This window comes from Tardiphaga robiniae (assembly GCF_013359755.1).
Taxonomy (GTDB): Bacteria; Pseudomonadota; Alphaproteobacteria; order Rhizobiales; family Xanthobacteraceae; genus Tardiphaga; species Tardiphaga robiniae.
Map to the genome: position 1 here is coordinate 75752 of NZ_JABMCJ010000086.1, position 24527 is coordinate 100278.

Annotated in this window: 18 protein-coding genes and 1 riboswitch; of the genes, 11 read left to right on the top strand and 7 right to left on the bottom strand. The window is 61.6% G+C overall.

Annotated features, from left to right (window positions below; all coding sequences use genetic code 11):
* Positions 1-196: 196 nt before the first annotated feature.
* Positions 197-2878, bottom strand: coding sequence for an alanine--tRNA ligase (gene alaS / locus HP556_RS17660; RefSeq protein ID WP_175367939.1), 2682 nt, complete (start codon positions 2876-2878; stop codon positions 197-199).
* A gap of 272 nt (positions 2879-3150) precedes the next feature.
* A riboswitch (glycine riboswitch) is annotated at positions 3151-3244 on the top strand.
* A gap of 141 nt (positions 3245-3385) precedes the next feature.
* Here alaS and gcvT point away from each other — a divergent pair.
* From gcvT to gcvP, 3 genes are all read left to right on the top strand, one after another.
* A complete protein-coding gene (gcvT, locus tag HP556_RS17665) occupies positions 3386-4534 on the top strand; it encodes a glycine cleavage system aminomethyltransferase GcvT (protein WP_175367940.1) in 1149 nt (382 codons plus the stop codon).
* 11 nt (positions 4535-4545) lie between these two features.
* The gene (gene gcvH / locus HP556_RS17670; RefSeq protein ID WP_093756518.1) at positions 4546-4911 is read left to right on the top strand and encodes a glycine cleavage system protein GcvH; all 366 of its coding nucleotides are present in this window, start codon (positions 4546-4548) and stop codon (positions 4909-4911) included.
* 61 nt (positions 4912-4972) lie between these two features.
* A complete protein-coding gene (gcvP, locus tag HP556_RS17675) occupies positions 4973-7837 on the top strand; it encodes an aminomethyl-transferring glycine dehydrogenase (RefSeq protein WP_175367941.1) in 2865 nt (954 codons plus the stop codon).
* 201 nt (positions 7838-8038) lie between these two features.
* Here the strand turns inward: gcvP and HP556_RS17680 are convergent, their stop codons facing one another.
* Positions 8039-8536 carry a YciE/YciF ferroxidase family protein gene (locus HP556_RS17680; protein WP_068735876.1) on the bottom strand — a complete coding sequence of 166 codons (498 nt, stop codon included), beginning with the start codon at positions 8534-8536 and terminating at the stop codon, positions 8039-8041.
* A gap of 113 nt (positions 8537-8649) precedes the next feature.
* Positions 8650-9822 (bottom strand): M20 aminoacylase family protein, encoded by a 1173-nt coding sequence (locus HP556_RS17685; protein WP_175367942.1) that lies wholly within the window; start codon positions 9820-9822, stop codon positions 8650-8652.
* 165 nt (positions 9823-9987) lie between these two features.
* Between HP556_RS17685 and HP556_RS17690 the strand changes: the two genes are divergently transcribed.
* The 5 genes from HP556_RS17690 to HP556_RS17710 all read left to right on the top strand — a co-directional run bounded on the left by HP556_RS17690 (position 9988) and on the right by HP556_RS17710 (position 14369).
* Entirely contained in the window at positions 9988-11607 is a 1620-nt protein-coding gene (locus HP556_RS17690) for a GMC family oxidoreductase (protein WP_175367943.1), read from the top strand.
* Positions 11608-11684: 77 nt separating this feature from the next.
* Entirely contained in the window at positions 11685-12635 is a 951-nt protein-coding gene (locus HP556_RS17695) for a metallophosphoesterase family protein (protein ID WP_175367944.1), read from the top strand.
* A 12-nt stretch (positions 12636-12647) separates the two neighbouring features.
* On the top strand, positions 12648-12977 hold the full coding sequence (locus tag HP556_RS17700) for a cupredoxin domain-containing protein (protein WP_089265065.1): 330 nt from the start codon (positions 12648-12650) through the stop codon (positions 12975-12977).
* 25 nt (positions 12978-13002) lie between these two features.
* Positions 13003-13620, top strand: a complete 618-nt coding sequence (locus tag HP556_RS17705; RefSeq protein ID WP_420878676.1) for a sigma-70 family RNA polymerase sigma factor — start codon at positions 13003-13005, stop codon at positions 13618-13620.
* Positions 13617-14369 carry an anti-sigma factor family protein gene (locus HP556_RS17710; RefSeq protein WP_175367945.1) on the top strand — a complete coding sequence of 251 codons (753 nt, stop codon included), beginning with the start codon at positions 13617-13619 and terminating at the stop codon, positions 14367-14369. Before HP556_RS17705 ends, HP556_RS17710 begins: the two co-directional genes overlap by 4 nt.
* 3 nt (positions 14370-14372) lie before the next feature.
* On the opposite strand, the gene hpnO is transcribed toward HP556_RS17710, so the two are convergent.
* Positions 14373-15764 (bottom strand): aminobacteriohopanetriol synthase HpnO, encoded by a 1392-nt coding sequence (gene hpnO / locus HP556_RS17715; RefSeq protein WP_089265067.1) that lies wholly within the window; start codon positions 15762-15764, stop codon positions 14373-14375.
* Between the two features lie 99 nt (positions 15765-15863).
* Here hpnO and HP556_RS17720 point away from each other — a divergent pair, with 99 nt between their 5' ends.
* Positions 15864-16574 carry a DUF2147 domain-containing protein gene (locus tag HP556_RS17720; protein ID WP_175367969.1) on the top strand — a complete coding sequence of 237 codons (711 nt, stop codon included), beginning with the start codon at positions 15864-15866 and terminating at the stop codon, positions 16572-16574.
* Here the strand turns inward: HP556_RS17720 and hpnN are convergent.
* Complete coding sequence (gene hpnN / locus HP556_RS17725; protein ID WP_175367946.1) at positions 16564-19152, bottom strand: hopanoid transporter HpnN; 2589 nt, start codon at positions 19150-19152, stop codon at positions 16564-16566. The two genes, HP556_RS17720 and hpnN, sit on opposite strands and share 11 nt — an antisense overlap.
* Before the next feature lie 392 nt (positions 19153-19544).
* On the opposite strand from hpnN, the gene ispH reads away from it, so the two are divergent.
* Entirely contained in the window at positions 19545-20510 is a 966-nt protein-coding gene (gene ispH, locus HP556_RS17730; protein WP_175367947.1) for a 4-hydroxy-3-methylbut-2-enyl diphosphate reductase, read from the top strand.
* A 21-nt stretch (positions 20511-20531) separates the two neighbouring features.
* Complete coding sequence (hpnH, locus tag HP556_RS17735; protein WP_120292861.1) at positions 20532-21701, top strand: adenosyl-hopene transferase HpnH; 1170 nt, start codon at positions 20532-20534, stop codon at positions 21699-21701.
* A gap of 104 nt (positions 21702-21805) precedes the next feature.
* Here hpnH and HP556_RS17740 read toward each other — a convergent pair whose 3' ends face one another.
* Both HP556_RS17740 and shc read right to left on the bottom strand, forming a co-directional pair.
* Positions 21806-22540, bottom strand: a complete 735-nt coding sequence (locus HP556_RS17740) for a phosphorylase (protein ID WP_175367948.1) — start codon at positions 22538-22540, stop codon at positions 21806-21808.
* Positions 22537-24510 carry a squalene--hopene cyclase gene (gene shc, locus HP556_RS17745; protein WP_420878677.1) on the bottom strand — a complete coding sequence of 658 codons (1974 nt, stop codon included), beginning with the start codon at positions 24508-24510 and terminating at the stop codon, positions 22537-22539. The genes HP556_RS17740 and shc overlap by 4 nt, the downstream gene beginning before the upstream one ends.
* Positions 24511-24527: the final 17 nt, after the last annotated feature.

Consider the following 24527-nt stretch of genomic DNA (forward strand, 5'->3'; position numbering starts at 1 on the left):
GGCGCGAGCGGTCACGTCATCGCGAGATGGGGTTGTGTGACCCACACTGCCATTCCGGGGCGCGATCTCAGCGAAGCTGAGAGCGTGAACCTCAGCCATTCCAGTTGGAATGGCGGGGAATCTCGACGTAGTAAAACACTACGGGATTCCGGGTTCGCGCCCGCCTGGCGGCGTTCGCGACACCGGAATGACGAGATTAGTTGCCGATCGCCGCTTCGATCGCCGCCAGCGCAGCATCGGCCTTGGCGCCGTCCGGACCACCGGCCTGCGCCATGTCCGCCCGCCCACCGCCGCCTTTGCCGCCCAAGGCTTCAGAGGCGAGCTTCACCAGATCGACAGCGCTGAAACGCTTGGTCAGATCCTCGGTCACGCCGACCACGACGCCGGCCTTGCCGTCTTCACCGACATTGATGATCGCGACCACGCCGGAGCCGAGCTGCTTCTTGCCGGCATCGGCGAGGCTCTTGAGATCCTTCATCTCGATGCCCGACACACTCTTGGCCATCAGCTTGACGTCACCGACAGTCTTGACGTCTGCAACCGTGCCACCGGCGGCCGATGCACCAGCGGCAGCACCGCCGCCCATGGCGATGGTCTTCTTCGCCTCGGAGAGCTCACGCTCCAGCTTCTTGCGCTCGTCCATCAGCGCAGCGATGCGCGCTGGCATGTCGTCGAGCGTTGTGCGGAGCTCGTTCGCAGCGGTCTTGGCGAGCTGGATCGTCTCGTTGGCGTGATGACGCGCATGATTACCGGTCAGCGCCTCGATGCGGCGCACGCCGGAAGACACTGCGCTTTCGCCGGTGACCGAGATCATGCCGATGTCGCCAGTGCGCCGGACATGGGTGCCGCCGCAAAGCTCGACCGACCAGCCGAGCGCATTGCTGCCGCTATCGCGCGGCATCTTGCCCATCGAGACGACGCGGACCTCGTCGCCGTATTTCTCTCCGAACAGCGCGCGGGCACCAGCTTCGCGGGCATCGTCCACTGCCATCAGGCGCGTGGTGACGGCATCGTTTTCCAACACGACATTGTTGGCGATGTCCTCGACGCGGCGGAGCTCGTCGGCCGTGATCGGCTTCTGATGCACGAAATCGAAACGCAGCCGGTCCGGCGCCACGAGCGAGCCGCGCTGCGCGATGTGATCACCGAGCACCTGACGCAGCGCTTCATGCAGCAGATGCGTCGCCGAGTGATTGGCGCGGATCGATGAGCGACGGGCGTGGTCAACTTCCAGCGCGAGCGCTGCGCCAATTTTCAGCGTGCCCTGCTCGACCGTACCGATATGCACGAACAGATCGCCGGCACGCTTCTGGGTTTCGGTGACGCGGAAGGTTACGCCCTCGCCGGTAATCACACCAGTGTCGCCGACCTGGCCACCGGACTCTGCATAGAACGGCGTCTGGTTGAGAACGATGGCGCCGGTGTCACCTGCCTTGAGGCTGTCGACTTCCTTGCCATCCTTCACCAGTGCCGTAACCGCACCTTCCGCAGACTCGGTCTCGTAGCCGAGAAATTCCGTCGCACCGAGTTTTTCACGTAGCTCGAACCAGATCGCTTCGGTCGCGGTCTCGCCGGAGGAAAAGCGCGACGCGCGGGCCTTCTGTTTCTGCTTCTCCATCGCATCGGTGAAGGACGCGATATCGACCGAGATGCCGCGGTTGCGCAGCGCATCCTGGGTCAGATCGAGCGGGAAACCATAGGTGTCGTACAGCGTGAACGCGGTCTCGCCGTCGAACATGTCGCCCTTCTTCAGCGACGCGCTCTTGTCATCGAGAATGCCGAGACCACGATCCAGCGTTTTGCGGAAGCGCGTCTCTTCGAGGCGCAGCGTTTCCTCGATCAGGCTCTCGGCGCGCACCAGCTCCGGATAGGCCTGGCCCATCTCGCGCACCAGCGCCCACACAAGGCGCCACATCAGCGGCTCCTTGGCGCCGAGCAACTGGCCGTGACGCATGGCGCGGCGCATGATCCGGCGCAGCACATAGCCGCGGCCTTCATTCGACGGCAGCACGCCATCGGCAATCAGGAACGACGAGGCGCGCAGATGGTCGGCGATGACGCGCAGCGAGGCCTTCATCGGGCCCTGCGGATCGGCGCCGGTGAGATCGGCGATGGCGCGGATCAGTGCGACGAACAGATCGATGTCGTAATTGTCGTGCTTGCCCTGCAGCACCGCAGCGATGCGCTCGAGGCCCATGCCGGTGTCGATTGACGGCTTCGGCAGCGAGATGCGGTTGCCCGGCGCAAGCTGGTCGAACTGCATGAACACCAGATTCCAGATCTCGATGAAGCGGTCGCCGTCTTCATCGGGCGAGCCGGGAGGGCCACCGGGAATCTTGTCGCCATGGTCGAAGAAGATTTCCGAACACGGGCCGCACGGGCCGGTATCACCCATCTGCCAGAAATTGTCCGAGGTCGGGATGCGGATGATCTTGGAATCCGGCAGGCCAATCTTCTTCCACAGAGCGAAAGCTTCATCGTCCTCGGAATAGACGGTGACCAGCAGGCGATCTTTCGCCAGACCGTATTCCTTGGTGATCAGGTTCCAGGCCAGCTCGATCGCGCGTTCCTTGAAATAGTCGCCAAACGAGAAGTTGCCGAGCATCTCGAAGAAGGTGTGATGGCGCGCGGTATAGCCGACATTGTCGAGATCGTTATGCTTGCCGCCCGCACGGACGCATTTCTGCGACGTCGTCGCGCGCTGATAGGGCCGCTTCTCGACGCCGGTGAAGACGTTCTTGAACTGCACCATGCCGGCATTGGTGAACATCAGCGTGGGGTCGTTGCGCGGCACCAGCGGCGACGACGACACGATGTCGTGACCATTCGCCGCGAAGTAATTCAGAAATGCCGACCTGATCTCGTTAACGCCGCTCATATCAGTCCCATTGCGCCCAAGACTTGTTACGTTCAAGACTTGGCGCCTAAAAATCGCCCACGGCCAAATTGTTTGAAGATTTGCCGCCGGCCAATGCCACAACCGGTTGCTTTTAGACCGGCGGCACTAGGCCTGTCCAGAAACTGTGCAAGGGGATGACAAGGGATCATTCAAGCGGATCAGGGGCTTGCCGCAGCAGCACAGGGCCGTTGATAGGTGCCGGAACCGCGTTGACAGATTCAGGGAACGCATGCTCTTGTGCCGGCGTTGAAAGACGTCACGTCGGGAGAGACCGGCCCCGTTTGGGCCGGCGCCGAAGGAGCAACCGCCCCGGAAACTCTCAGGCAAAAGGACCGCGTGACAGGTTAGCATCTGGAAAGAGATGCCTTTGAGCCCGAATGGGCCAATGGCGTCCGCCGACGGGATAATACTCTCAGGCACAGCGACAGATGGGGCTCGTACAGGCACTCCGGGAATGGTCCCGGGGAACCGCGAGGACCCGTCACCATGCTAGCGACCGATAAACCCTCAACTTTGAAACAAACGCCGCTGCACGCGCTCCACGTCACCCGTGGCGGCAAGATGGTGCCGTTCGCCGGCTATGACATGCCGGTTCAATACGCCACCGGCGTGCTGAAGGAGCACCTTCACACCCGTGCTGCCGCCGGCCTGTTCGACGTCTCGCATATGGGTCAGATGACCCTGCGGGCAAAGTCCGGGAAACTCGAAGACGCCGCTCTGGCACTCGAGAAACTGGTGCCGATGGACATCCTGGCGCTGGCACCCGACCGCCAGCGTTATGCTCAGTTCACCAATGAGACCGGCGGCATTCTCGACGACCTGATGGTAGCGAATTTCGGCGATCACCTGTTTCTGGTCGTCAACGCCGCCTGCAAGGATGAAGACGAGGCGCATCTGCGCGCGCATCTCTCCGACAACTGCATCATCGAAACCCTGCCCGACCGCGCACTGATCGCCTTGCAGGGTCCGAAGGCGGCGGACGTGCTGGCAGAGTTCTGCCCTGAGGCACCGGCGATGAAGTTCATGGATGCCGGCCCGCATCAGGTGAACGGCATTGCCTGCTTCGTCTCACGCTCCGGCTATACGGGTGAAGACGGCTACGAGATCTCGATCCCGAACGATCAGGCCGAAGCGTTGACCTCTGCCCTGCTCGACCATCCCGACATGCTGCCGATTGGCCTCGGCGCCCGCGACAGCCTGCGTCTCGAAGCCGGGCTGTGCCTCTACGGCCATGACATCGACACGACGACCACGCCCATCGAAGGTGGGCTGAACTGGTCGATCCAGAAGAGCCGCCGCACCGGCGGCGCCCGCGCCGGCGGCTTCCTCGGCAGCGACAAGATCCTTGCCCAGCTTGATGGCGGCGCACCGCGCAAGCGCATCGGCCTGCTGCCCGAAGGCCGCGCGCCCGTGCGCGAAGGTGTGCTGCTGTTTGCGGACGCGACCTCCACCGAATCGATCGGCAGCGTCACCTCGGGCGGCTTCGGCCCCAGTCTCGGCGCGCCAATTGCAATGGGCTATCTGCCCAGCGCGCAGGCAGCCGACGGCACCACCGTCTATGCCGAGCTTCGCGGCCAGCGGATGCCGATGAAAGTGTCACCCATGCCCTTCGTCCCCCACAGCTACAAGCGTTGAGGAACTGATCCATGACCACCCTGTACACCGAAGACCACGAATGGCTCCTGATTGACGGCGACGTCGTCACCGTCGGCATCACCGACTACGCGCAGTCACAGCTCGGCGACGTCGTGTTCGTCGAACTGCCCAAAGTGGGCCGCGCGCTGAAGAAGGCCGAAGCCGCCGCCGTGGTCGAATCGGTCAAGGCCGCCTCCGACGTCTATGCGCCGATCACCGGCGAGGTTGTCGCGATCAATGACGCGCTCGCGGCCGAGCCCGCGCTGGTGAATTCCGATGCCGACGGCAAGGCGTGGTTCTTCAAGCTCAAACTCGCCGACAAGAGCGAGCTTGATGGCCTGATGGATGCCGACGCCTACAAAGCCCACACCGCCTAGTCGTCATGCCCGGCGAATGCCGGGCATGACGAGCTTCTGAAATTCGTTCGAGGAACAACAGATGACCCTGAACAAATCTTCCGGCGACGTCGCCACCGATTTCGTCCGCCGCCATATCGGCCCTTCGCAAGCCGATATTCGTGTGATGCTTGAAGCGGTCGGCGCGAAAAGCCTGTCCGCACTGATGGGCGAGACGCTCCCTGCCTCGATTCGCCAGAAGACGCCGCTCGATCTCGGCCGCGCGCTCAGCGAAACCGAGGCGCTGGCGCATATGACCGAGATGGCGGCCAAGAACGCGGTGTTCACGTCGCTGATCGGCCAAGGCTATTCCGGCACGGTTCTGCCGACGGTGATCCAGCGCAACATCCTGGAGAACCCGGCCTGGTACACGGCCTATACGCCGTATCAGCCGGAGATCAGTCAGGGCCGACTCGAGGCGCTGTTCAACTTCCAGACCATGATCTGTGACCTCACCGGTCTCGACGTCGCCAATGCGTCGCTGCTCGATGAAGCAACCGCCGCCGCCGAAGCCATGGCGCTGGCCGAGCGCGCCTCAAACATTCAGACCAAGACCTTCTTCGTCGACCATGAAGTTCATCCGCAGACCCTCGCGGTGCTGCGCACCCGCGCCGAGCCGCTCGGCTGGAAGCTTCAGATCGGCAATCCGCTAACCGATCTCGACAAGGCCGACGTGTTCGGCGCGATCCTGCAATATCCCGGCACGACAGGCACCGTGCGTGATTTCAAGTCGGCCATCGCCGCCCTTAAAGCGAAGGGCGCGCTTGCCGTCGTCGCCGCCGACCTGCTGGCGCTGACGCTGCTGGCCTCGCCGGGCGAACTCGGCGCAGACATCGCGATCGGCTCGGCGCAGCGCTTCGGCGTGCCGATGGGCTATGGCGGTCCGCATGCCGGCTACATGTCGGTGCGCGACGCGATCAAACGCTCGATCCCGGGCCGTCTCGTCGGCCTCTCCATCGATTCCCGCGGCGAGCCCGCCTATCGCCTCGCGCTGCAGACCCGCGAACAGCACATCCGCCGCGAGAAGGCGACGTCGAATATCTGCACCGCGCAGGTGCTGCTCGCCGTCATCGCCTCGATGTATGCGGTCTATCACGGCCCCGAGGGTCTCAAACACATCGCCCGCACGGTGCATCGCCGCACACTGGTGCTGGCCGCCGGCCTGAAGAAGCTCGGTTTCGCGCCGGAGAGCGAAGCGTTCTTCGATACGCTGACCGTGACCGTTGGCGACAAGCGCGACGGCATCATTGCCGCAGCCCAGGCCGAGAAGATCAACCTGCGCATCGGTGACGGCACGATCGGCATCGCGCTCGACGAGACCACGACGCCGGAGACTGTGGAAGCCATCTGGCGCGCCTTCGGCGGCAAGCTTGGCTATTCAGACGTCGAGCATGGCGTCAGCGACGCCCTGCCCGCCTCGCTGAAGCGGAGCTCGGCCTTCCTCACCCATCCCGTCTTCCACAGCCATCGCTCCGAGACCGAACTCCTCCGTTACATGCGGAAGCTCTCGGACCGCGATCTCGCGCTCGACCGCGCGATGATCCCGCTCGGCTCCTGCACCATGAAGCTGAACGCGACCACCGAGATGATGCCGTTGACCTGGCCCGCTTGGGGCTCGCTGCATCCATTCGTGCCCCGCGAACAGGCCGCCGGCTATCACCAGCTTTTCGCGACACTGGAAAAGTGGCTATGCGACATCACCGGCTACGACGCTGTATCGCTGCAGCCCAATTCCGGCGCGCAGGGCGAATATGCCGGCCTGCTCGCGATCCGCGCCTATCACGCGGCGCGCAGTGACAGCCATCGCAATATCTGCCTGATCCCGTCATCGGCGCACGGCACCAATCCTGCCTCGGCCAGCATGGTCAATATGGATGTGGTTGTCGTCGCCTGCGACAAGCGCGGTGACGTGGACGTCAACGACCTGCGCATCAAGGCCGAGAAACACGCGGCCAATCTCGCGGCAATCATGATCACCTATCCGTCGACCCATGGCGTGTTCGAGGAGCATATCCGCGAGATCTGCGAGATCGTCCACGCCAATGGCGGTCAGGTCTATCTCGACGGCGCCAACATGAATGCGCAGGTCGGCCTGTCGCGCCCCGGCGATTACGGCGCTGATGTCAGCCATCTCAACCTGCACAAGACCTTCTGCATCCCGCATGGCGGCGGCGGGCCGGGCATGGGCCCGATCGGCGTCAAGGCGCATCTGGCGCCCTATTTGCCCGGTCATCCCTCGGCCAACGGCGATGTGCCGGTGGGTCCGGTCTCCGCCGCGCCTTACGGTTCGGCGTCGATCCTGACGATCTCCTACATCTACATCCTGATGATGGGCGGTGCAGGCCTCACCTCGGCCACCGAACTTGCGATCCTCAATGCGAACTACATTGCCACACGGCTGCATCCGCATTTCCCGGTGTTGTATCGCAACGAAAAGGGACGCGTGGCGCATGAATGCATCATCGATCCGCGCGCATTCAAGACGTCCGCCGGCGTCACCGTCGACGACATCGCCAAGCGCCTGATCGACTACGGTTTCCACGCGCCGACCATGAGCTTTCCTGTCGTGGGAACGCTGATGATCGAGCCGACGGAATCGGAATCGAAACTCGAACTCGATCGGTTCTGTGAGGCGATGATCGCGATCCGCAAGGAGATCGCGGATATCGAGAGTGGCCGCTGGAACGTCGAGGCGTCGCCGCTGCGTCATGCACCGCATACAGTGCACGATATCGCGGATGACGACTGGAAGCGCGCTTATACACGCGCCGAAGGCTGCTTCCCGGCTGGGACCTCGCGCACCGATAAATACTGGTGCCCGGTCGGCCGCGTCGACAACGTCTATGGTGATCGCAACCTCGTCTGTTCGTGTCCGCCGATGGAAGACTACGCACAGGCCGCAGAGTAAAGTTCAACGCCAAGCGACGGCCTCGAGCACCCTCGCCCCGCTCTTGCGGGGAGAGGGCTGGGGTGAGGGGCTCTTGCGATCCGCAAATTGTGTAGTCGAGGTGAGTACCTTGCCATGCCCCTCACCCGCCGCGAAGACGCGGCGACCTTTCCCCGCGCAGAGCGGGGAGAGGTTAAGCAAGCGCCACCGATGCAAATTAGTCTACGCCGCTGCAGCCAGATTGACCGCTGATTTCGCCAGCACCGACAGTGATTCATCGGTCTTCTTTTCCTGATTGAGCGTCTCGTCGAGCAGCCGCACCGCGTCCTTCATGCCGAGTTCCGTGGCCCAGGCCTTCAAGGTGCCATAGCGCGAGATCTCATAGTGTTCGACAGCCTGTGCCGCAGCAAGCAGGCCAGCATCGAGCGAACTCGTGCCCTTGTACTCGTCCATGATCTCCTTGCCTTCGTCGAGGATACCCATGATGGCATCGCAGGTCTTGCCGCGGGCGGGCTTGTCGAGCAGTTCGAAGATCTGTTCCAGCCGCTCGACCTGACCTTCGGTTTCGTCGTGGTGCTTTTCGAAAGCGGCGCGCAGTTTGTCCGAGGTTGCGGCCTTGGCCATCTTCGGCAGGGCTTTCAGGATCTGCTTCTCGGCGAAGTAGATATCCTTGAGCGTATCGAGAAAGAGATCGTTGAGGTCTTTGTCTTTGGTCGCCATGACGCGCACTCCGTTAAGCCAGGGGTTGTTTCCCGCGGCTCAACGTCACCTGTTGTGTCTTGTTCCTGAGGTTGTGACGCAACTATTAAAAATCATTGCGTGGACGCCCGCTGTCAGGCCGCCAGCGTGGTCTCCACCAGCTTCACCCAATAGGACGTGCCGTAGACGATGGCGTCGTCGTTGAAATTATAGGCGGGGTGGTGCAGCCCGGCGCTGTCGCCGTTTCCGCAGAAGATGAAGGCGCCGGGGCGCGCTTCCAGCATATAGGCGAAGTCTTCGGCGCCCATCACCGGCGGCATGTCGATATTGACCTTCTCAGCCCCGGAGATTTCGCTGGCGACCCGCACCGCCATGTCGGTCTCTGCGCGATGGTTGACCACCACGGGATAGCCGCGGTCATAGTCGAGCACGATCTTCGCGCCGGTCTGCAGCGCGACGCCGTTGACCACCTCGTTCATGCGCTTCTCCATGAGATCGCGCACTTCGGCGTTCAACGTTCGCACGGTGCCGCGCAGTTCAGCGGTCGCCGGGATGACATTGCTGGCATGCCCGGCATGGAATTCACAGATCGACAGCACCGCGGATTCCAGGGGATTGACGGTACGGGAAACGATCGTCTGCAGCGCCATCACGAGCTGCGAGCCGACCAGCACGGAATCGATGGTCTTGTGCGGATAGGCGGCATGGCCGCCCTTGCCCTCGATCTGGATTGAGATGCGGTCCATCGCCGCCATGATCGGACCCGGACGCAGCGCGAAGGAGCCGACGGGCATGCCGGGATTGTTGTGCATGCCGTAGACCTGATCGATCTTGAAACGGTCCATCAAGCCGTCCTTGATCATCGCCGCAGCGCCCGCACCGCCCTCTTCGGCCGGCTGGAAGATCACGACGGCATCGCCCGCGAAATTGCGTGTTTCGGCGAGATATTGCGCCGCTCCCAGCAGCATGGACGTGTGGCCATCGTGACCGCAGGCATGCATCTTGCCGGGGGTCTTCGAGGCGTAAGGCAGATTGGTCTCTTCCTCGATCGGCAACGCGTCCATGTCGGCGCGCAGCCCGATCACCTTGTGCTCGCCCGAAGCCGGCTTGCGGCCCCTGATGACGCCAACAACACCCGTTTGTCCCAGGCCCGTCACAACTTCGTCGCAACCGAACTCCTTCAGTCGTTCCGCCACGAAGCCCGCGGTCCGGTGCACGTCATACATCAGCTCGGGATGGGCATGCAGGTCACGGCGCCAGGCCATGATTTCCGGTTGCAGATCGGCGACACGATTGATGATGGGCATGGGTCAAGGTCTCGATGCGGTGGAACGGCGATATCCTTGTCTAGCATGTCGCGTGCCAACGGCCCACCCCACCGGCCCCATCACACGCTGTACAGACGCCCGCCGCCTCGTTAATCCCTTTCGGCACGGCAGGTGAGACCGTGAAACGGATGCGGCAGGGAAACGATGACGACACGGCTCGAGGGTGATTTCGATTATATCGTGGTTGGTGCGGGTACCGCCGGTTGCATCGTCGCCAATCGCCTTTCGGCAGATCCCAGCAAGCGCGTCCTCATCCTGGAGGCCGGCGGCAACGACAACTGGATCTGGTTTCACATTCCGGTGGGCTACCTCTTTGCCATCGGCAATCCCCGCTCCGACTGGATGTTTCGCACCGAGCCGGAGCCCGGCCTCAATGGCCGCGCGCTGGCCTATCCGCGCGGCAAGGTGATCGGTGGCTCCTCCGCGATCAATGCCATGATCTCGATGCGCGGCCAGGCGGCCGACTACGATCACTGGCGACAGCTCGGCCTCAATGGCTGGGGCTATGACGATGTGCTCCCGGCGTTCAAGACATTGGAAGATCATTTCCTTGGCGCCAGCGAACACCATGGCGCAGGCGGCGGCTGGCGCATCGAAGAACCACGGCTGTCGTGGAAGGTACTCGACGCCGTCGGCAATGCTGCGGCTGAAATGGGCATTCGCAAGACCGCCGATTTCAACACCGGCGACAATGAAGGCATCGGCTATTTTCACGTCAACCAGAAGCGCGGCCGCCGCTGGTCGTCGGCCCGCGGCTTCCTCAAGCCGGCATTGCACCGCCCGAACCTGCGGCTCGAAACCAAGGTGATGGTCGATCGCCTGATCGTCGAAAACGGCCGCGCGGTCGGCGTACGCTTCACCCAGAACGGCCAAGAGATCGAGGCACGCGCCAGGGGTGAAGTCGTCCTGTGTGCTGGCGCGGTTGGCTCGCCGCATCTGTTGCAGCGCTCCGGCATCGGACCCGCGGAGTGGCTGTCCGCCGCTGGTGTCGACATCACACTCGATCGTCAGGGCGTCGGTCGTAACCTGCAGGACCACCTGCAGCAGCGCGCGATTTACAAGGTCTCCGGCGTGCGCACGCTGAACGAGACCTACTACAATCTGTTCCGCCGTGGCTGGATGGGCGTCGATTACGCGCTTCGCCGCCGCGGGCCGCTCACCATGGCGCCATCGCAGCTTGGCATCTTCACGCGCTCCGATGCCCATCGCGAACGCGCCAACATCCAGTTTCACGTGCAGCCGCTCTCGCTCGACAAATTCGGCGATCCGCTGCATCGCTTTCCGGCGATCACCATTGCTGCCTGCAATCTGCAGCCGACATCGCGCGGCGAGATCAAACTGCGCTCGGCGAAGCCCGATGACGCACCCGCAATTGCTCCCCACTACCTCTCGACAGACGACGACCGTCAGGTTGCTGCCGATGCGATCCGTGTCACGCGCAGGCTGATGAAGCAAAAGGCGCTCGCCGCCTATCATCCCGAAGAATATCTGCCGGGGCCATCGGTTGGCGACGATGCGGCGTCCCTGGCCAAGGCCGCCGGCGATATCGGCACCACCATCTTCCATCCTGTCGGGACCGCGAAGATGGGCACAGCCTCGGACCCGATGGCCGTGGTGGACGAGCGGCTGCGCTTTTACGGGATCTCCGGATTGCGCGTCGTGGACGCCTCGGTGATGCCGACGATTACATCGGGCAATACCAACACGCCAACCGCAATGATCGCGGAAAAAGGCGCGTCGATGATCATCACGGATTCGCGATAACCTCATTTCGCGGGAATAAACACCCGCCATCTCCGATCCAGTCCCCATAGCCCAATGCAGGGCGATGGAGATTGGCGATGAGTGCATTCGATCACGATCATTCCCAGGACGACCCGAGACTTAGCCGTCGAAAGGTATTGGAATGCATGACGTGGGCCGGCACCGGCGTGCTCTGGAGCATTTCCGGTGGCGTCCCGCACGCCCTTGGACTCATTGATTCAGCACAAGCGGCAGAGCCCACCGGCCTGACGTTCCTGCAGATCAGTGACAGCCATATCGGCTTCGACAAGCCCGCCAACCCCAACGTCATCGGCACGCTCGAGGAAGCCATCGGCCGGATCAAAGCCATGCCGGTGAAGCCGTCGTTCATGATCCATACCGGCGATATCAGCCACCTCTCCAAGGCCTCCGAATTCGACGATGCCGACCGCATCATCTCGCAGGCGCGGCTCGATGTGCATTACGTCCCCGGCGAGCATGATTTCATCGACGAAGAGGTCAAGCTCTACCGCGAGCGCTACGGACGCGGGACCAAGGGCTCCGGCTGGTATTCCTTCGATGCGAGCGGCGTGCACTTCATCGGGCTCGTGAACGTCGTCGATCTCAAAGCCGGCGGACTTGGAAACCTCGGCGCCGAACAACTCGCGTGGCTGGAAGACGATCTGCGCGGCCGATCTAAATCGACACCTATCGTGGTGTTTGCGCATATTCCACTCTGGACCGTTTATCCGACCTGGGGATGGGGCACCGAAGACGGTGCGCGCGCGCTGGACTACCTCAAGGGCTTCGGCTCGGTCACGGTGCTGAACGGCCATATCCATCAGGTGATGCAGAAAGTGGAAGGCAACGTCACGTTCCACACCGCACGCTCTACTGCGTTTCCACAACCGGCACCGGGGGCAGCGCCCTCACCCGGCCCCATGAAGGTGGCCGACGACAAATTACGCGGCCTGCTGGGCATCGCCAGCATCATCTTCAAACCCGGCGATGAACGCCTCGCCATCATCGATACCCCGTTGCAAGGCTGAGGGCATCGCAACATGACATCCGTCGCCTTACGCAACATCTGCATCCGTGTCGCCGTTCTTGCCGTCATGACCGCTTGCATGACAGCGGCGCGGTGCGAAGACCTCGCGGTGATGATCGACAACTTCACCTTCGAGCCGGCGCAGCTCACTATCAAGGTCGGCACGACCGTCACCTGGAAGAACCGAGACGACATCCCGCACGCCGTGGTCTCAGCCGGAAAATTCAGGTCGAAAACGCTCGACACTGACGACAGCTATTCCTTCACGTTCACGTCACCAGGTGACTACGCGTATTTTTGCTCGCTGCATCCGCATATGACGGGGATGATCAAGGTTGAGTAACCGCCAAAACCAAGGCATCACAACGATGCCCGGCCTCTGGAAACCCGGCAGCCGGGCATCGGCCGGCAAGGGCAAGTCGATGCCAGCGCACAGAGCTGACGACGATGGCGAAAGGACGCGCCGTTTTCGCGACGCCGCGCTGCCATGCCTCGACGACGTCTATACGCTGGCCCGCTATCTGCTGCGCGATGCCGACGCCGCCGAAGACGCCGTCCAGGAATGCTATCTGCGCGCGCTGAAACATTTCGACAGCTATCGTGGCCCTGCAATCAAACCATGGCTGTTCGCCATCCTGCGCAATATCTGCCATGCGGAGTTCGCCCGTCGCATGAACTCACCAACCGCGATCGCCGAAATCGCCGAGGCAGAGTCGCAGGAAGCCGCGCCGCTCTGGCATGAGGCACAAGCTTCACCGGAGGCGGAATTGCTCCGACGTCGCGATGCCACGACGATCCAGCGTCTCGTAAGCGCGCTTGCCGAACCATTCAGGGAAATCCTCGTGCTGCGAGAAATGCAAAACCTGTCTTACCGGGAGATTTCCGACATCGTCGGCGCGCCCATCGGCACCGTGATGTCACGCCTCGCCCGCGCACGCGCGATGCTCCGCACCGCGTGGATGGCCGAAGAGGAGCCGCACAAATGACCTGCGACGAGGCCGAGATTCTTCTTCACGCATTGCTCGATGACGAGCTCGACGCCGGGCATGTCCGTGAGGTCGAGGCGCACATTGCCACGTGCCAGCGCTGCGCTGCTGAACTGAACGCCTATCGCGACATGCGATCCGCAATGGCCACCAGCGATCTGCATTTTACGGCGCCTCCACAGCTACGCCAGCGCATCGAGGTGGCGTTCCCCAAGGCTCACACGCCAAATCGTCGCGCCGTGCTGAAAGGCTTCGCGATGGGATCGGTGTTGTCCGCTTTAGCTGCGACCGGCCTCGTGGTCGTCGTACTTCGCCATGAAGACGAGCAGCGCATTCTTTCGGAGGTGGTGTCGGCGCATCTGCGCGCGCTGCAGGCCGGACACCTCACCGATGTGCTCTCCACCGATCAGCACACGGTGAAGCCCTGGTTCAACGGTCGGCTTGACGTGGCGCCGCCGGTTGTCGATCTCACCGCGCAAGGTTTCACGCTCATCGGCGGGCGGCTTGATCATGTCAATGGACGAACGATCGGTGCCATCGTCTACCGGCGGCGCACCCATGTGATCAATCTGTTCGTTGCACAGACGACAAATGCAGAATCACGGATGGCCAAGATCGAGACCGTTCAGGGCTTCAACATTCGCCACTGGAGCGAGCGCGGCCTGACCTACTGGGCGGTCAGCGATTTGAACGCCGATGAACTTGCTGATTTCGGCAGCAAGGTTGAACTTGCAGCGGGGGCGAGCTGAAACCTAGGCTGACTTCCGCACGGCGTTGTCGACCAGCGTCTTGCCGAGCGACCAGATCGCACCAGGAACCTTATGGCTATCGGCGATCACCGTACGGAACGAGTTCTCGATCCACTTTCCGTCGTCCTCGGTGACCACCAGCGGCGGCAGTAGCTTGATGGTGTGACTGCCGTGGCCGGAGACCTGGGTCAGGATCTTCTGCTCCTTGAACAGCGGTACGGTGATCAACTGGCAGAACAGGCCTTTGCTGGCCGACTCCAGGATGTTCCACGATGCCTTGAGGCGCAGCGACTTCGGCGGGCCGAATTCGACACCGATCATCAGACCTTTGCCGCGCACTTCCTTCAGAAGCTCGAATTCGGGAATCATGTTCTGCAGAGCGAGCCGCAATTCGGCACCGCGCTTGGCCGCGTTCTCGACCAGCTTCTCATGCTTCATGATTTCCAGCGTGGCGATACCGGCGGCCATCGCCAGATCGTTCTTGCCGAAGGTCGAACCATGGACCAGCGAGCGATCCATCCGGTTGAAGATCTTGTCGAAGATGCTTTTTCGCGTCAGCAGCGCGCCAACAGGAACATGACCTCCCGACAAGGCTTTTGCGAGAAGGATCATGTCGGGCTCGACATTCCAGTGCTCGATCGCCAGAAATTTTCCGGTGCGTCCGAGGCCGGTCTGGATTTCATCGGCGATGAACAGCGTGCCGTATTTGCGGCACAGCGCAGCGGCGCCCGACAGGAATTCGTCGGTGGGCAGGTTGACGCCTTTGCCCTGGATCGGTTCGACGATGAAGCCGGCAACCTGCTTGGACGACAGCGCCTTCTCCAGCGCTTCGAGGTCGTTGAATGGCACCGTGGTGCAGCCCGAGAGCAGCGGGCCGAAGCCGGTGCGGAAATTGGTGTCGTCGGTCAGCGACAGCGCGCCATAGGTCAGTCCGTGATAGGCGTGATCGCAATACACGATCCCGTCGCGGCCGGTCGCATTGCGAGCAAATTTGATCGCCGCCTCGACGGTTTCCGCGCCCGAGTTCGCGAAAAACACCTTGTCCATATAGGGGACGTTTTCCAGCAGCTTCTCTGAGAGGATACCTGCGAGTGTGGAAACATCCATTTGCACCAAATTGGGCATGTCGGCGTCGAGCACGCTTTTGAGCGCATTCCGCATCACCGGATGGTTCCGGCCAATCGCAAAAACGCCAAATCCGCTCAGTAGATCGAGATAACGGGCGCCGTCCCGATCGAACAAATACTGGCCGATGCCTCGCTGAAAGCCAACGTCATATCCGATGGTCTTGAGGACTCGAACGAGCTGTTCATTAAGATGGCGCGTATGCATCGAGCTACGCTGCGCCTCCCGTTCAACAAACATCTCGGAAACGTCTAGATTCGGATATACCATGAGTTACATACGTCGGTTGATGGTCGCTTCGTCAACTGAAAACCGTAAATGCGGCGATTTGACTTCGCCGAGAACCGCTACTTAAGCATAGGTCTAAACATGTTGCAGCGCCCACGCATTACTACGCGTACTCTTACATATTGCGGAATCCTTTTTTCGGCAGGCTTGTTTTCGGCAGGGCTGGCTCCCGCATTTGCAGCTGATCCGACCGGCGATTGGAAGGTCGAGGACGGTGTCGCGCATATTCGTGTTGCCGAATGCGGTGGCAGCATGTGGGGGGCCGTAGCCTGGGAAAAGACCCCCGGCGGGATCGACAAGAACAATCCCGATGCCACCAAGAAGGCGCGCCCCACTCTGGGCATCGTGACATTGCTGGACATGAAAAAGAATGCCGCAAACGACAAATGGGCGGGTCAGGTCTACAATGCCAAGGACGGAAAATTCTATAAATCGACGATCAAGCTCGGTGATACTGCTGACGAACTTGAAATCGAAGGATGCGTCCTTGGTTTCCTGTGCGGCGGTCAGACCTGGACGCGCGTAGGCCCGTCGATTCCGTCGAGCCCCTCGAACCTCACCGCCAAGGGTGCCCTGCCCAAGGCAGGCGCCGCCACCGGCGGCAAGATGGCCCCAGCGGCTACTCCGACGGCTTCTGCTGTTGCACCCAAGGCTACACCGGCTCCCGCTGCCGGCGCCCCCAAGGCCGCCGCTCCTGCCGGTCAGAAAACCGCTGCAGCAACGGTGCCGGGACAGCCGGCCGATATCGGCGATATCTGCCTGCTGCCCGAAATCAACAAGGTCACTCACTAGTCTCGCGCGGCTTACCCATGAGAGCCGGCTGGAATAGCAGCACGGCCGCCAGCGTCACGACAAAGGACATCGCGAGCAATTTACCCATGCTCGCGGTGCCTGGATGGTTCGACAGCCACAGGCTGCCGAACGCCGTGGCAGTCGTCAGCGCGCTAAAGAAAATCGCGCGTGTCAGTGATGACTGCAGCAGGTTCTTGTAGCCTGCCCGCCACGCCGTCACATAGTAGATCTTGAACGCCACGCCGACGCCGAGCAGCAGCGGCAGCGCGATGATGTTGGCGAAGTTCAGCGGCAAGCCGATCAACACACAGATCTCCAGCGTGACCGTTCCCGCCACCAGCAAGGGAACGATAGTCAGCAGCACGTCGCTGATGCGCCGCAAAGCCAGCCACAGCAACAACGAGATCGAAAGCAGCGCCCAGATGCCCGCATGAATGAAGGCGGTGACAATGGTGTCGCCCGACTTCAGGATAGAGATCGGACCACCGACGGCGAGCGGCTCGGACTTCAGCACGGCATCGGCGAACTTGCGCAATGTGTCGTTATCGTTCGGATCGCCGTTGGGCTGCGCCTCGACGCGGATCTGGCCATCCTTAGTCTTCCACGAATTCACCAATTCGGCTGGCAAGGTCTGCAAACTGATCGGGCTCGCCTGCATCAGATTACGCAATTGCCCCAACGCAAGCTTGAGCGGCACCACAAAGGTCGCCTGCACCTGATCGCGCACAGGCTGGCTAGCATCAGCGGTCTTGGCCAATGCATCCGCCAGACGCTTCGCAGCGACAGCGCCGGGACTGGTCTGCGTTCCCGCAAGTTTGCGCAGGCTCGCCGCGGAGTCCTTCAGAGAGGTGACATTTTCCGCATCGGTTGGCGCCTTGTCGATCGACTCAGGGTTCAAAGCCGGCTCGAGAATCTTCGCACCCTCCTGGATCGCCTTCAGCTTGGCGGGCTGATCCTCAGGCACGAAGCTGCCGAGCGAAATCGTACGAGCAACTTCCGGGACCTTCGAGAGACGTTCTTCGACCTGCTTCGCAGCCGCCTCGTTCGGCGCCATGATATTGACGGCATTGGCGCCGGTGTTCGGATCCTTGCGCAGATCGAGGAAGGTCGCGATCGACTCGACATTCGGATTGCGCAGGTTGATCGGATTGAAGTCGAACTTCAGGAAGTAGAGCAATGGCAGACCGGCGATCGTGAGCGCCAGTGTGATGCCGATAATCCAGAAGCGCTTCTCTTCCAGGAAACGGTCGACAGGTGCCAGGAACGCATAACCGACGGGCTCCTTTTCGCCCGCGGGATTCAAGAGGTCGAGCAATGCCGGCAGAACGGTGATGCTGGTCAGGAACGCGATCATCATGCCGGCGCCGGCGATCTTGCCGAGTTCGGACACGCCTTTGTAATCGGTCGGCAGGAACGACAGAAAGCCGGCAGCCGTTGCGAAAGCGGCGAGCGACAGCGGCACGGCGCAATATTCGGCAGCCTTCGTCAAAGCCAGCGGCAGATTGTCGTTCTTGTAACGCTCGGAGCGGTAACGCACGCTGAACTGGATGCCGAAATCGACACCCAAGCCGACGAACAACACGGCAAATGCAATCGACAGCAGGTTCAGCGAACCCACCATCATGAGACCGACGGCGGTGGTTGTGGCGAGGCCCACGAATAGCGTTGCGAACACGGCACCGATGATCTTGGCCGAGTGCAGCGCCATCCAGAGGATGACCAGCACGATCAAAACCGTACCGATCCCGTTGACGATGGCTCCATCCTGCACGGTGGAGAATTCCTCGTTTGCGATGGGGACCGGGCCGGTCAACCGCACGCGTGCGCCGTATTCGCCAGCGATGTTCAGGTCGATGGCAGCCTGCCGGATCGCATCTGTCGCGGTCTTGCCGGGCTCAAGCGCGTTGAAGTCGAGGATAGGCTTGATTTCGATGAAGCCACGCTTGTCGCCATCCGTCAGAGGCTTGTCGCTGACCAGCCCGCGCCATGAGAAGGTGCCCTTGCCGTTTTTCAGCACGTCCTCGATGGTCTGCGAGACGGCGTTGAAGGTCGGCGCTGCAGCGTCAAGCTGAAGCTGCCCACGGCGAATGCCGGTAAGGCCGGTCTCCAGCGCGCCGGTGAGACCGCGCAGACTGGGATCGCCGGCCATGATTTCAATCAGGGGAGCAGCTTGCTGGAACTGGCCCGTCAGTTGCGCAACTTCCTTGGTCGGCAGGAACAGCAAGCCGTTTTTCTCGAAGAACGCTCCGCCATCCAATCGGCGAACCGAGTCGAAATCCGTCTTGTTGGTGACCAGCTTCGCTTCCATCGCATTGGCTGCGGCATTGGCGAATTCAGGCGTGGGCGCCTCAACCACCGCGATAATCAGGCGCTCCTGGTCGAAGGCCTTATCGAAGGCAATGTCGCGCTGACGCCAATCGAGATTGGGCGAGATCAGCTTGTTGATGTCTGTATTGATCGAGAAATTCTTCGCCGTGTAATAGCTCGCGCCAATCGAAAGAAGCACACAAACGAGCACCACCGGCAGGGCAAACCGGGTGCAGAAGTTCACGACCGAGACGACAACTCTTGTCAGCACGCTTTTTCTTTCTATTTGGGCGAGGCACGCAAAGAATGCGGTTCACGAGGGAGGGTTCCGCAAACCATTACTTTCGCATTGGATGCGCTTTGCTTTCAGCAATGTGATGGGATGGCATAAAACGTGCTGATCACCGTAGCAACGGCCGTGTTAGCGACGCCTCGTCGCGCCGTAAAGTGACGAACAAGTGAGAGTTTTCAGGTTCTTGGGCGCAACCGCAAGATATTACCGCAACCCGGCCAGTTGTCGCAAACCACGTTTTCGGTTCGTGATTGCATACTGAGTGATTTTTGTCACACAGAACGGCTCAAATATCCAGCTGGGCTGGATATGTGCCTGATTGTGGTACAGAATTAAGGATTATACCGGAATCGATATGGACTTTGTACCACGTGCTTGATCGTCGTCCCCTTGAAATCTTCCTGGCTCAGCCGCGCGGCTTCTGCGCGGGCGTCGTGCGTGCCATCGAGATCGTGGAGCGTGCTCTCGAGCGCTACGGGGCGCCGGTCTATGTCCGCCATGAGATCGTCCATAACAAATACGTGGTCGAGAGTCTGAAGGCCAAGGGCGCCATTTTCGTCGAGGAACTCTCCGAAGTACCTCCGAATGCCATGACCGTCTTCAGCGCCCACGGCGTCGCCCGGAGCGTCGAGGAAGAAGCGGCCAGCCGTGGCCTGCCTGTTTTGGATGCAACTTGCCCGCTTGTCACCAAGGTCCACAACCAGGGCAAACGGTACATGTCCAAAGGCCGTAAGGTCATCCTGATCGGCCACGCAGGCCATCCGGAGGTCGACGGTACCATGGGACAGGTACCCGGCCCGGTTTACCTTGTTCAGAGCGTTGAGGACGTCAAGGCACTCACGCTGCCACCGCAGGAACCGGTCGCCTATATCACCCAGACGACCCTCAGCGTGGATGACACCAAGGACATCATTTTAGCTCTGGAACAGCGTTTCAGTGACATTGAGGGCCCCGATACCCGCGATATCTGCTATGCAACACAAAACCGCCAATCTGCGGTAAGAGACCTCAGTAAACTTGTAGACGTCATCCTGGTCGTCGGGGCGACCAACAGTTCCAACTCGAACCGGTTGCGCGAAATCGGCACCGAGGTCGGTGTCGCAAGTTACCTCATTGCCGATGGCAGCGAACTCAACCCCGCCTGGTTGAAGGATGCGCGTGCCGTAGGCATCACGGCTGGCGCATCCGCGCCAGAAGTGCTTGTAGATGACGTGATCGAGACCTTACGGCGGATCGGACCGGTTGCGGTGTCGGTGTTGCCCGGACGTGAAGAGAATATCGAATTCAAACTACCCGCCGAACTGACCGCGGTTCGATCCACCTTCGTCACGATGTGATGCGCAGAGAGAAAATTCGAAATGGCCATTCCGTTTTTTAAAGAAATGAAGATCGGCTCCTATCTGTTGAAGAAGAAGCTGACTGGCCAGAAGCGCTATCCGCTGGTGCTGATGCTGGAGCCACTTTTCCGCTGCAACCTGGCCTGTGTCGGCTGTGGCAAGATCGACTATCCGAACGCTATCCTCAACCGCCGCATGTCGGCGCAGGAATGCTGGGATGCTGCGGACGAGTGCGGCGCGCCGATGGTTGCGATCCCGGGCGGCGAGCCGCTGATCCACAAGGAAATCGGCGAGATCGTGCGCGGCCTGGTCGAGCGCAAGAAGTTCGTCTCGCTCTGCACCAACGCGCTGCTGCTGGAGAAGAAGCTCGACCTGTTCACGCCGTCGCCCTACCTGTTCTTCTCGGTGCATCTCGACGGTCTCAAGGATCATCACGACAAGGCCGTGTCGCAGGAAGGCGTGTTCGACCGCGCCGTCTCCGCGATCAAGGCCGCCAAGGCCAAGGGCTTCGCCGTCAACGTCAACGCGACCATATTTGACGGCCACGCGGCCGAGGACATTGCCAAGTTCCTCGACTTCACCGTGGAGCTCGGCGTCGGCGTCTCGATGTCGCCCGGCTATGCCTATGAGCGCGCACCGGATCAGGAGCACTTCCTGAACCGCACCAAGACCAAGAAGCTGTTCCGCGACGTCTTTGCGCTCGGCAAGGGCAAGAAGTGGAACATCATGCATTCCGGCCTGTTCTTGGACTTCCTCGCCGGCAACCAGGAATACGAGTGCAAGCCGTGGGGCATGCCCGCACGCAACATCTTCGGCTGGCAGAAGCCCTGCTACCTGCTCGGTGAAGGCTACACCAAGACCTTCAAGGAATTGATGGACACCACCGATTGGGACACCTACGGCACCGGCAAGTACGAGAAGTGCGCCGACTGTATGGCCCATTGCGGCTACGAGCCGACCGCCGCGGACGCAGCCATCAGCAACCCGTTCAAGGCCATGTGGGTGGCGATGCGCGGCGTGAAAACGTCGGGCCCGATGGCGCCGGAAATCGACCTTACCAAGCAGCGTCCGGCACAGTACGTGTTCTCGTCGGAAGTGCAGAAGCGCCTGTCGGACATCCGCAAGGAAGAAGCTGTCGCCGCTGCCGCAAAGGCCGAGGAAAAGGCCCAGAAGGCTTCGACCGCCGCCTGAGCGATTTCGAGCTGAATATAAAAAAGGGCGCGATGCAAATCGCGCCCTTTTTCTTTGAAAGATTGGATTCGCGAGACGCCCGGCAAACACCGCCAGAGCAGCGCTCAGACGTCCGCGGAAACGAGGTTGGTGTGACCCAGCAGATAGCTGCGGCAGTCGCGCAGGCTGCGTAGCGCGCGATTGAAGTCGCGCCCGGTCGAAACCAGCGCCCGAATCACCAGCGGATTGCGGGCGATGCCGCGCAGCACCTTGCGCAGATCGACATCACCATTGGGTTTAATCGCAGTGGTGGCGATTTCCGGCAGGGCGCGATGGGCGGGATCGCTGACGACGCGCAGTGCGGCGAACGGCAGTCCGGCCATGGCGGCAAATTCCGCGGCGATGTGGCTTTCCATATCGACGGCAGCGGCGCCGAATTCCGAGCGCAGCGCGGCCTTGCCGGCCTGCCCCGTCACGACCTTCTCGACACCAACCAGACCACCGCGAAACACTTTCTGGCGCCCGACGCCGGCACCGGCGATCAGTTCGTCGCTAAGGACCTCAGAGGCTGACCAACGGCTGTTGCCGGCAACCACTTCCGTGGCCACAACGACAGCGCCTGATTTGAGATCAGGATCGAGGCCGCCGGCGACGCCAAAGCTGATGACGCCGCGGATGGTCGTGGGGTCGAAGTCAGCCAGCAGGCTGCGGAGCTGGACGGGGTCGCTTGAGCTGCAAATCACGGTCATTCCCGGCCCGGCAGCGATTTTCGCTTCCTGGACCAGCCCCGTGACGATCAATACCGGCCGCGGGTCGGTTGTATCGCCCGCGGTCGAAATGCCCCCATCGCCCAAAATCACATCCCAACCCCTACCGTCTTGCTGTTGGTGCTCTTCAAATTCCGGAACCGCGCCAACGCCCAGAGCGGGAAGAATTTCGAGTAGCCATGATAACGCAGATAAAACACGCGGGGGAAGCCGGTAGCCGTGTAACGGGCCTCGTCCCAGAGTCCTTTTTCCGTCTGTGTGTCCATCAGGTACCGCGTTCCACGGGCGACAGCCGGATTATCGACCTCGCCTGCCGCCATCAGGGCAAGCAAAGCCCATGCCGTTTGCGACGACGTGCTCGGGGCCGCCTCGAATCCCTTGTAGTCGAGTCGGTAGCTGACCGCATCTTCGCCCCAGCCGCCGTCCTCGTTCTGGATCGACAGCAGCCAGGCCACCGCCTTGCGGAACGCCGGGTCCTGGTGGTCAATGCCAACAGCATTCAGCGCACACAGCACCGACCAGGTGCCGTAGATGTAGTTCAGGCCCCAGCGGCCATACCAGGAGCCCTCCGCGAGCTGGGTACGGCGCAGATATTCCACACCGTCTGCCAGCGGCTTCGAGGTCTCGACCGTGTCGCCAAGCTGCGCCAGCATCGAGACGCAGCGCGCGGTGACGTCCTCCGTCGGCGGATCGAGCAGTGCGCCATGGTCCGAGAACGGGATGTTGTTGAGGTAGTATTCGAGGTTATCGACCTCGAACGCTGCGAAGCCGCCGTCGCTGCTCTGCATGCCCAGGATCCACTCCCGGCCGCGATCGAGCGCAACGTCGTATTCCTTGCCGCCGGTCTGACGGCGCGCGCGGTCCATCGCCATCATCACCACGGCCGTGTCGTCGAGATCCGGGTAATACGCGTTGTTGTACTGGAACGCCCAGCCGCCCGGACGCAGGTCCGGCCGCTTCACCGCCCAGTCGCCCTTCACGTCGAGCACCTGCTTCGTCGCCAGCCAGTCGAGCCCTTCTTTCGCCGGACCGAACGCTTCATCGCCGCCGGTCTCCAGCATCGCATGCGCGGTCAGCGCGGTGTCCCACACTGGCGATACGCAAGGCTGGCAATAGGCTTCGACCTCACCGACAATCAGAAGTTTGTCGATACCGCGGCGCTGGATGGCGCGGGGCGGATAGTCGGCGGGGAAGCCGAGCACTTCATACATCATGACCATATTGGCCATCGGCGGATAGATCGCACCGAGACCATCCTCGCCGTTCAGGCGCTCCTCGCAGAACTCGACGGCTTTCGCGATCGAATGGGCGCGGAGTTTCTTTGGGAAATACGGTTCGGCGGCGCGGAGCAGAATATCGATACCGGTGAAGAAGGCGAACATCGCGCGGCTCTGATGCGGCGCGCGTTTAATGCCACCGATCCTGGATGGATCTTCCAGGAACAGCTCGTCGATGCCGACGCCCTTCTTGTTCTGCGCGCGCGGCTTCAGCGCTGCGAGCACCATGAGCGGCACGATCGTGGTGCGCGCCCAGTAGGACATCTTGTTGAGGTGGAACGGAAACCACATCGGCAGCAGCATGATCTCAACCGGCAGCACCGGAGTGGCGCGCCACGAGAGGATGCCGAACATCGCCAGCAGGAAGCGTGTGAAGACGTTGACGTTGACGGCGCCGCCGCGCGAGCGGATCGCTTCGCGGGCGCGGACCATATGCGGCGCGTCGATCGAATCGCCGATCATCTTCAGCGCGAAATACACTTTCACGCTGGCGCTCATGTCGAAGTCGCCGTCCTGCACCAGCGCCCAGCCGCCATGCTTGCCCTGGGTGCGGCGCAGATAGTTGGCGATCTTGCCTTCAAGCTCGGCATCGACGGGCTCGCCGAGGTAGTGCCGCAACAACACGTATTCTGACGGGATCGTGCCGTCGGCTTCGAGCTCAAATACCCAATGGCCGTCAGGCTGCCGGAACTTCAGCAGGCCCTGCTTCGCCGAAGCGATGCTCGTCTCGAGCGCCGCGTTCTGAATTGTGATCTCTGGACTGACCGAATGCATCTCGCTCGCCATATCTCCGTACTCGTCGT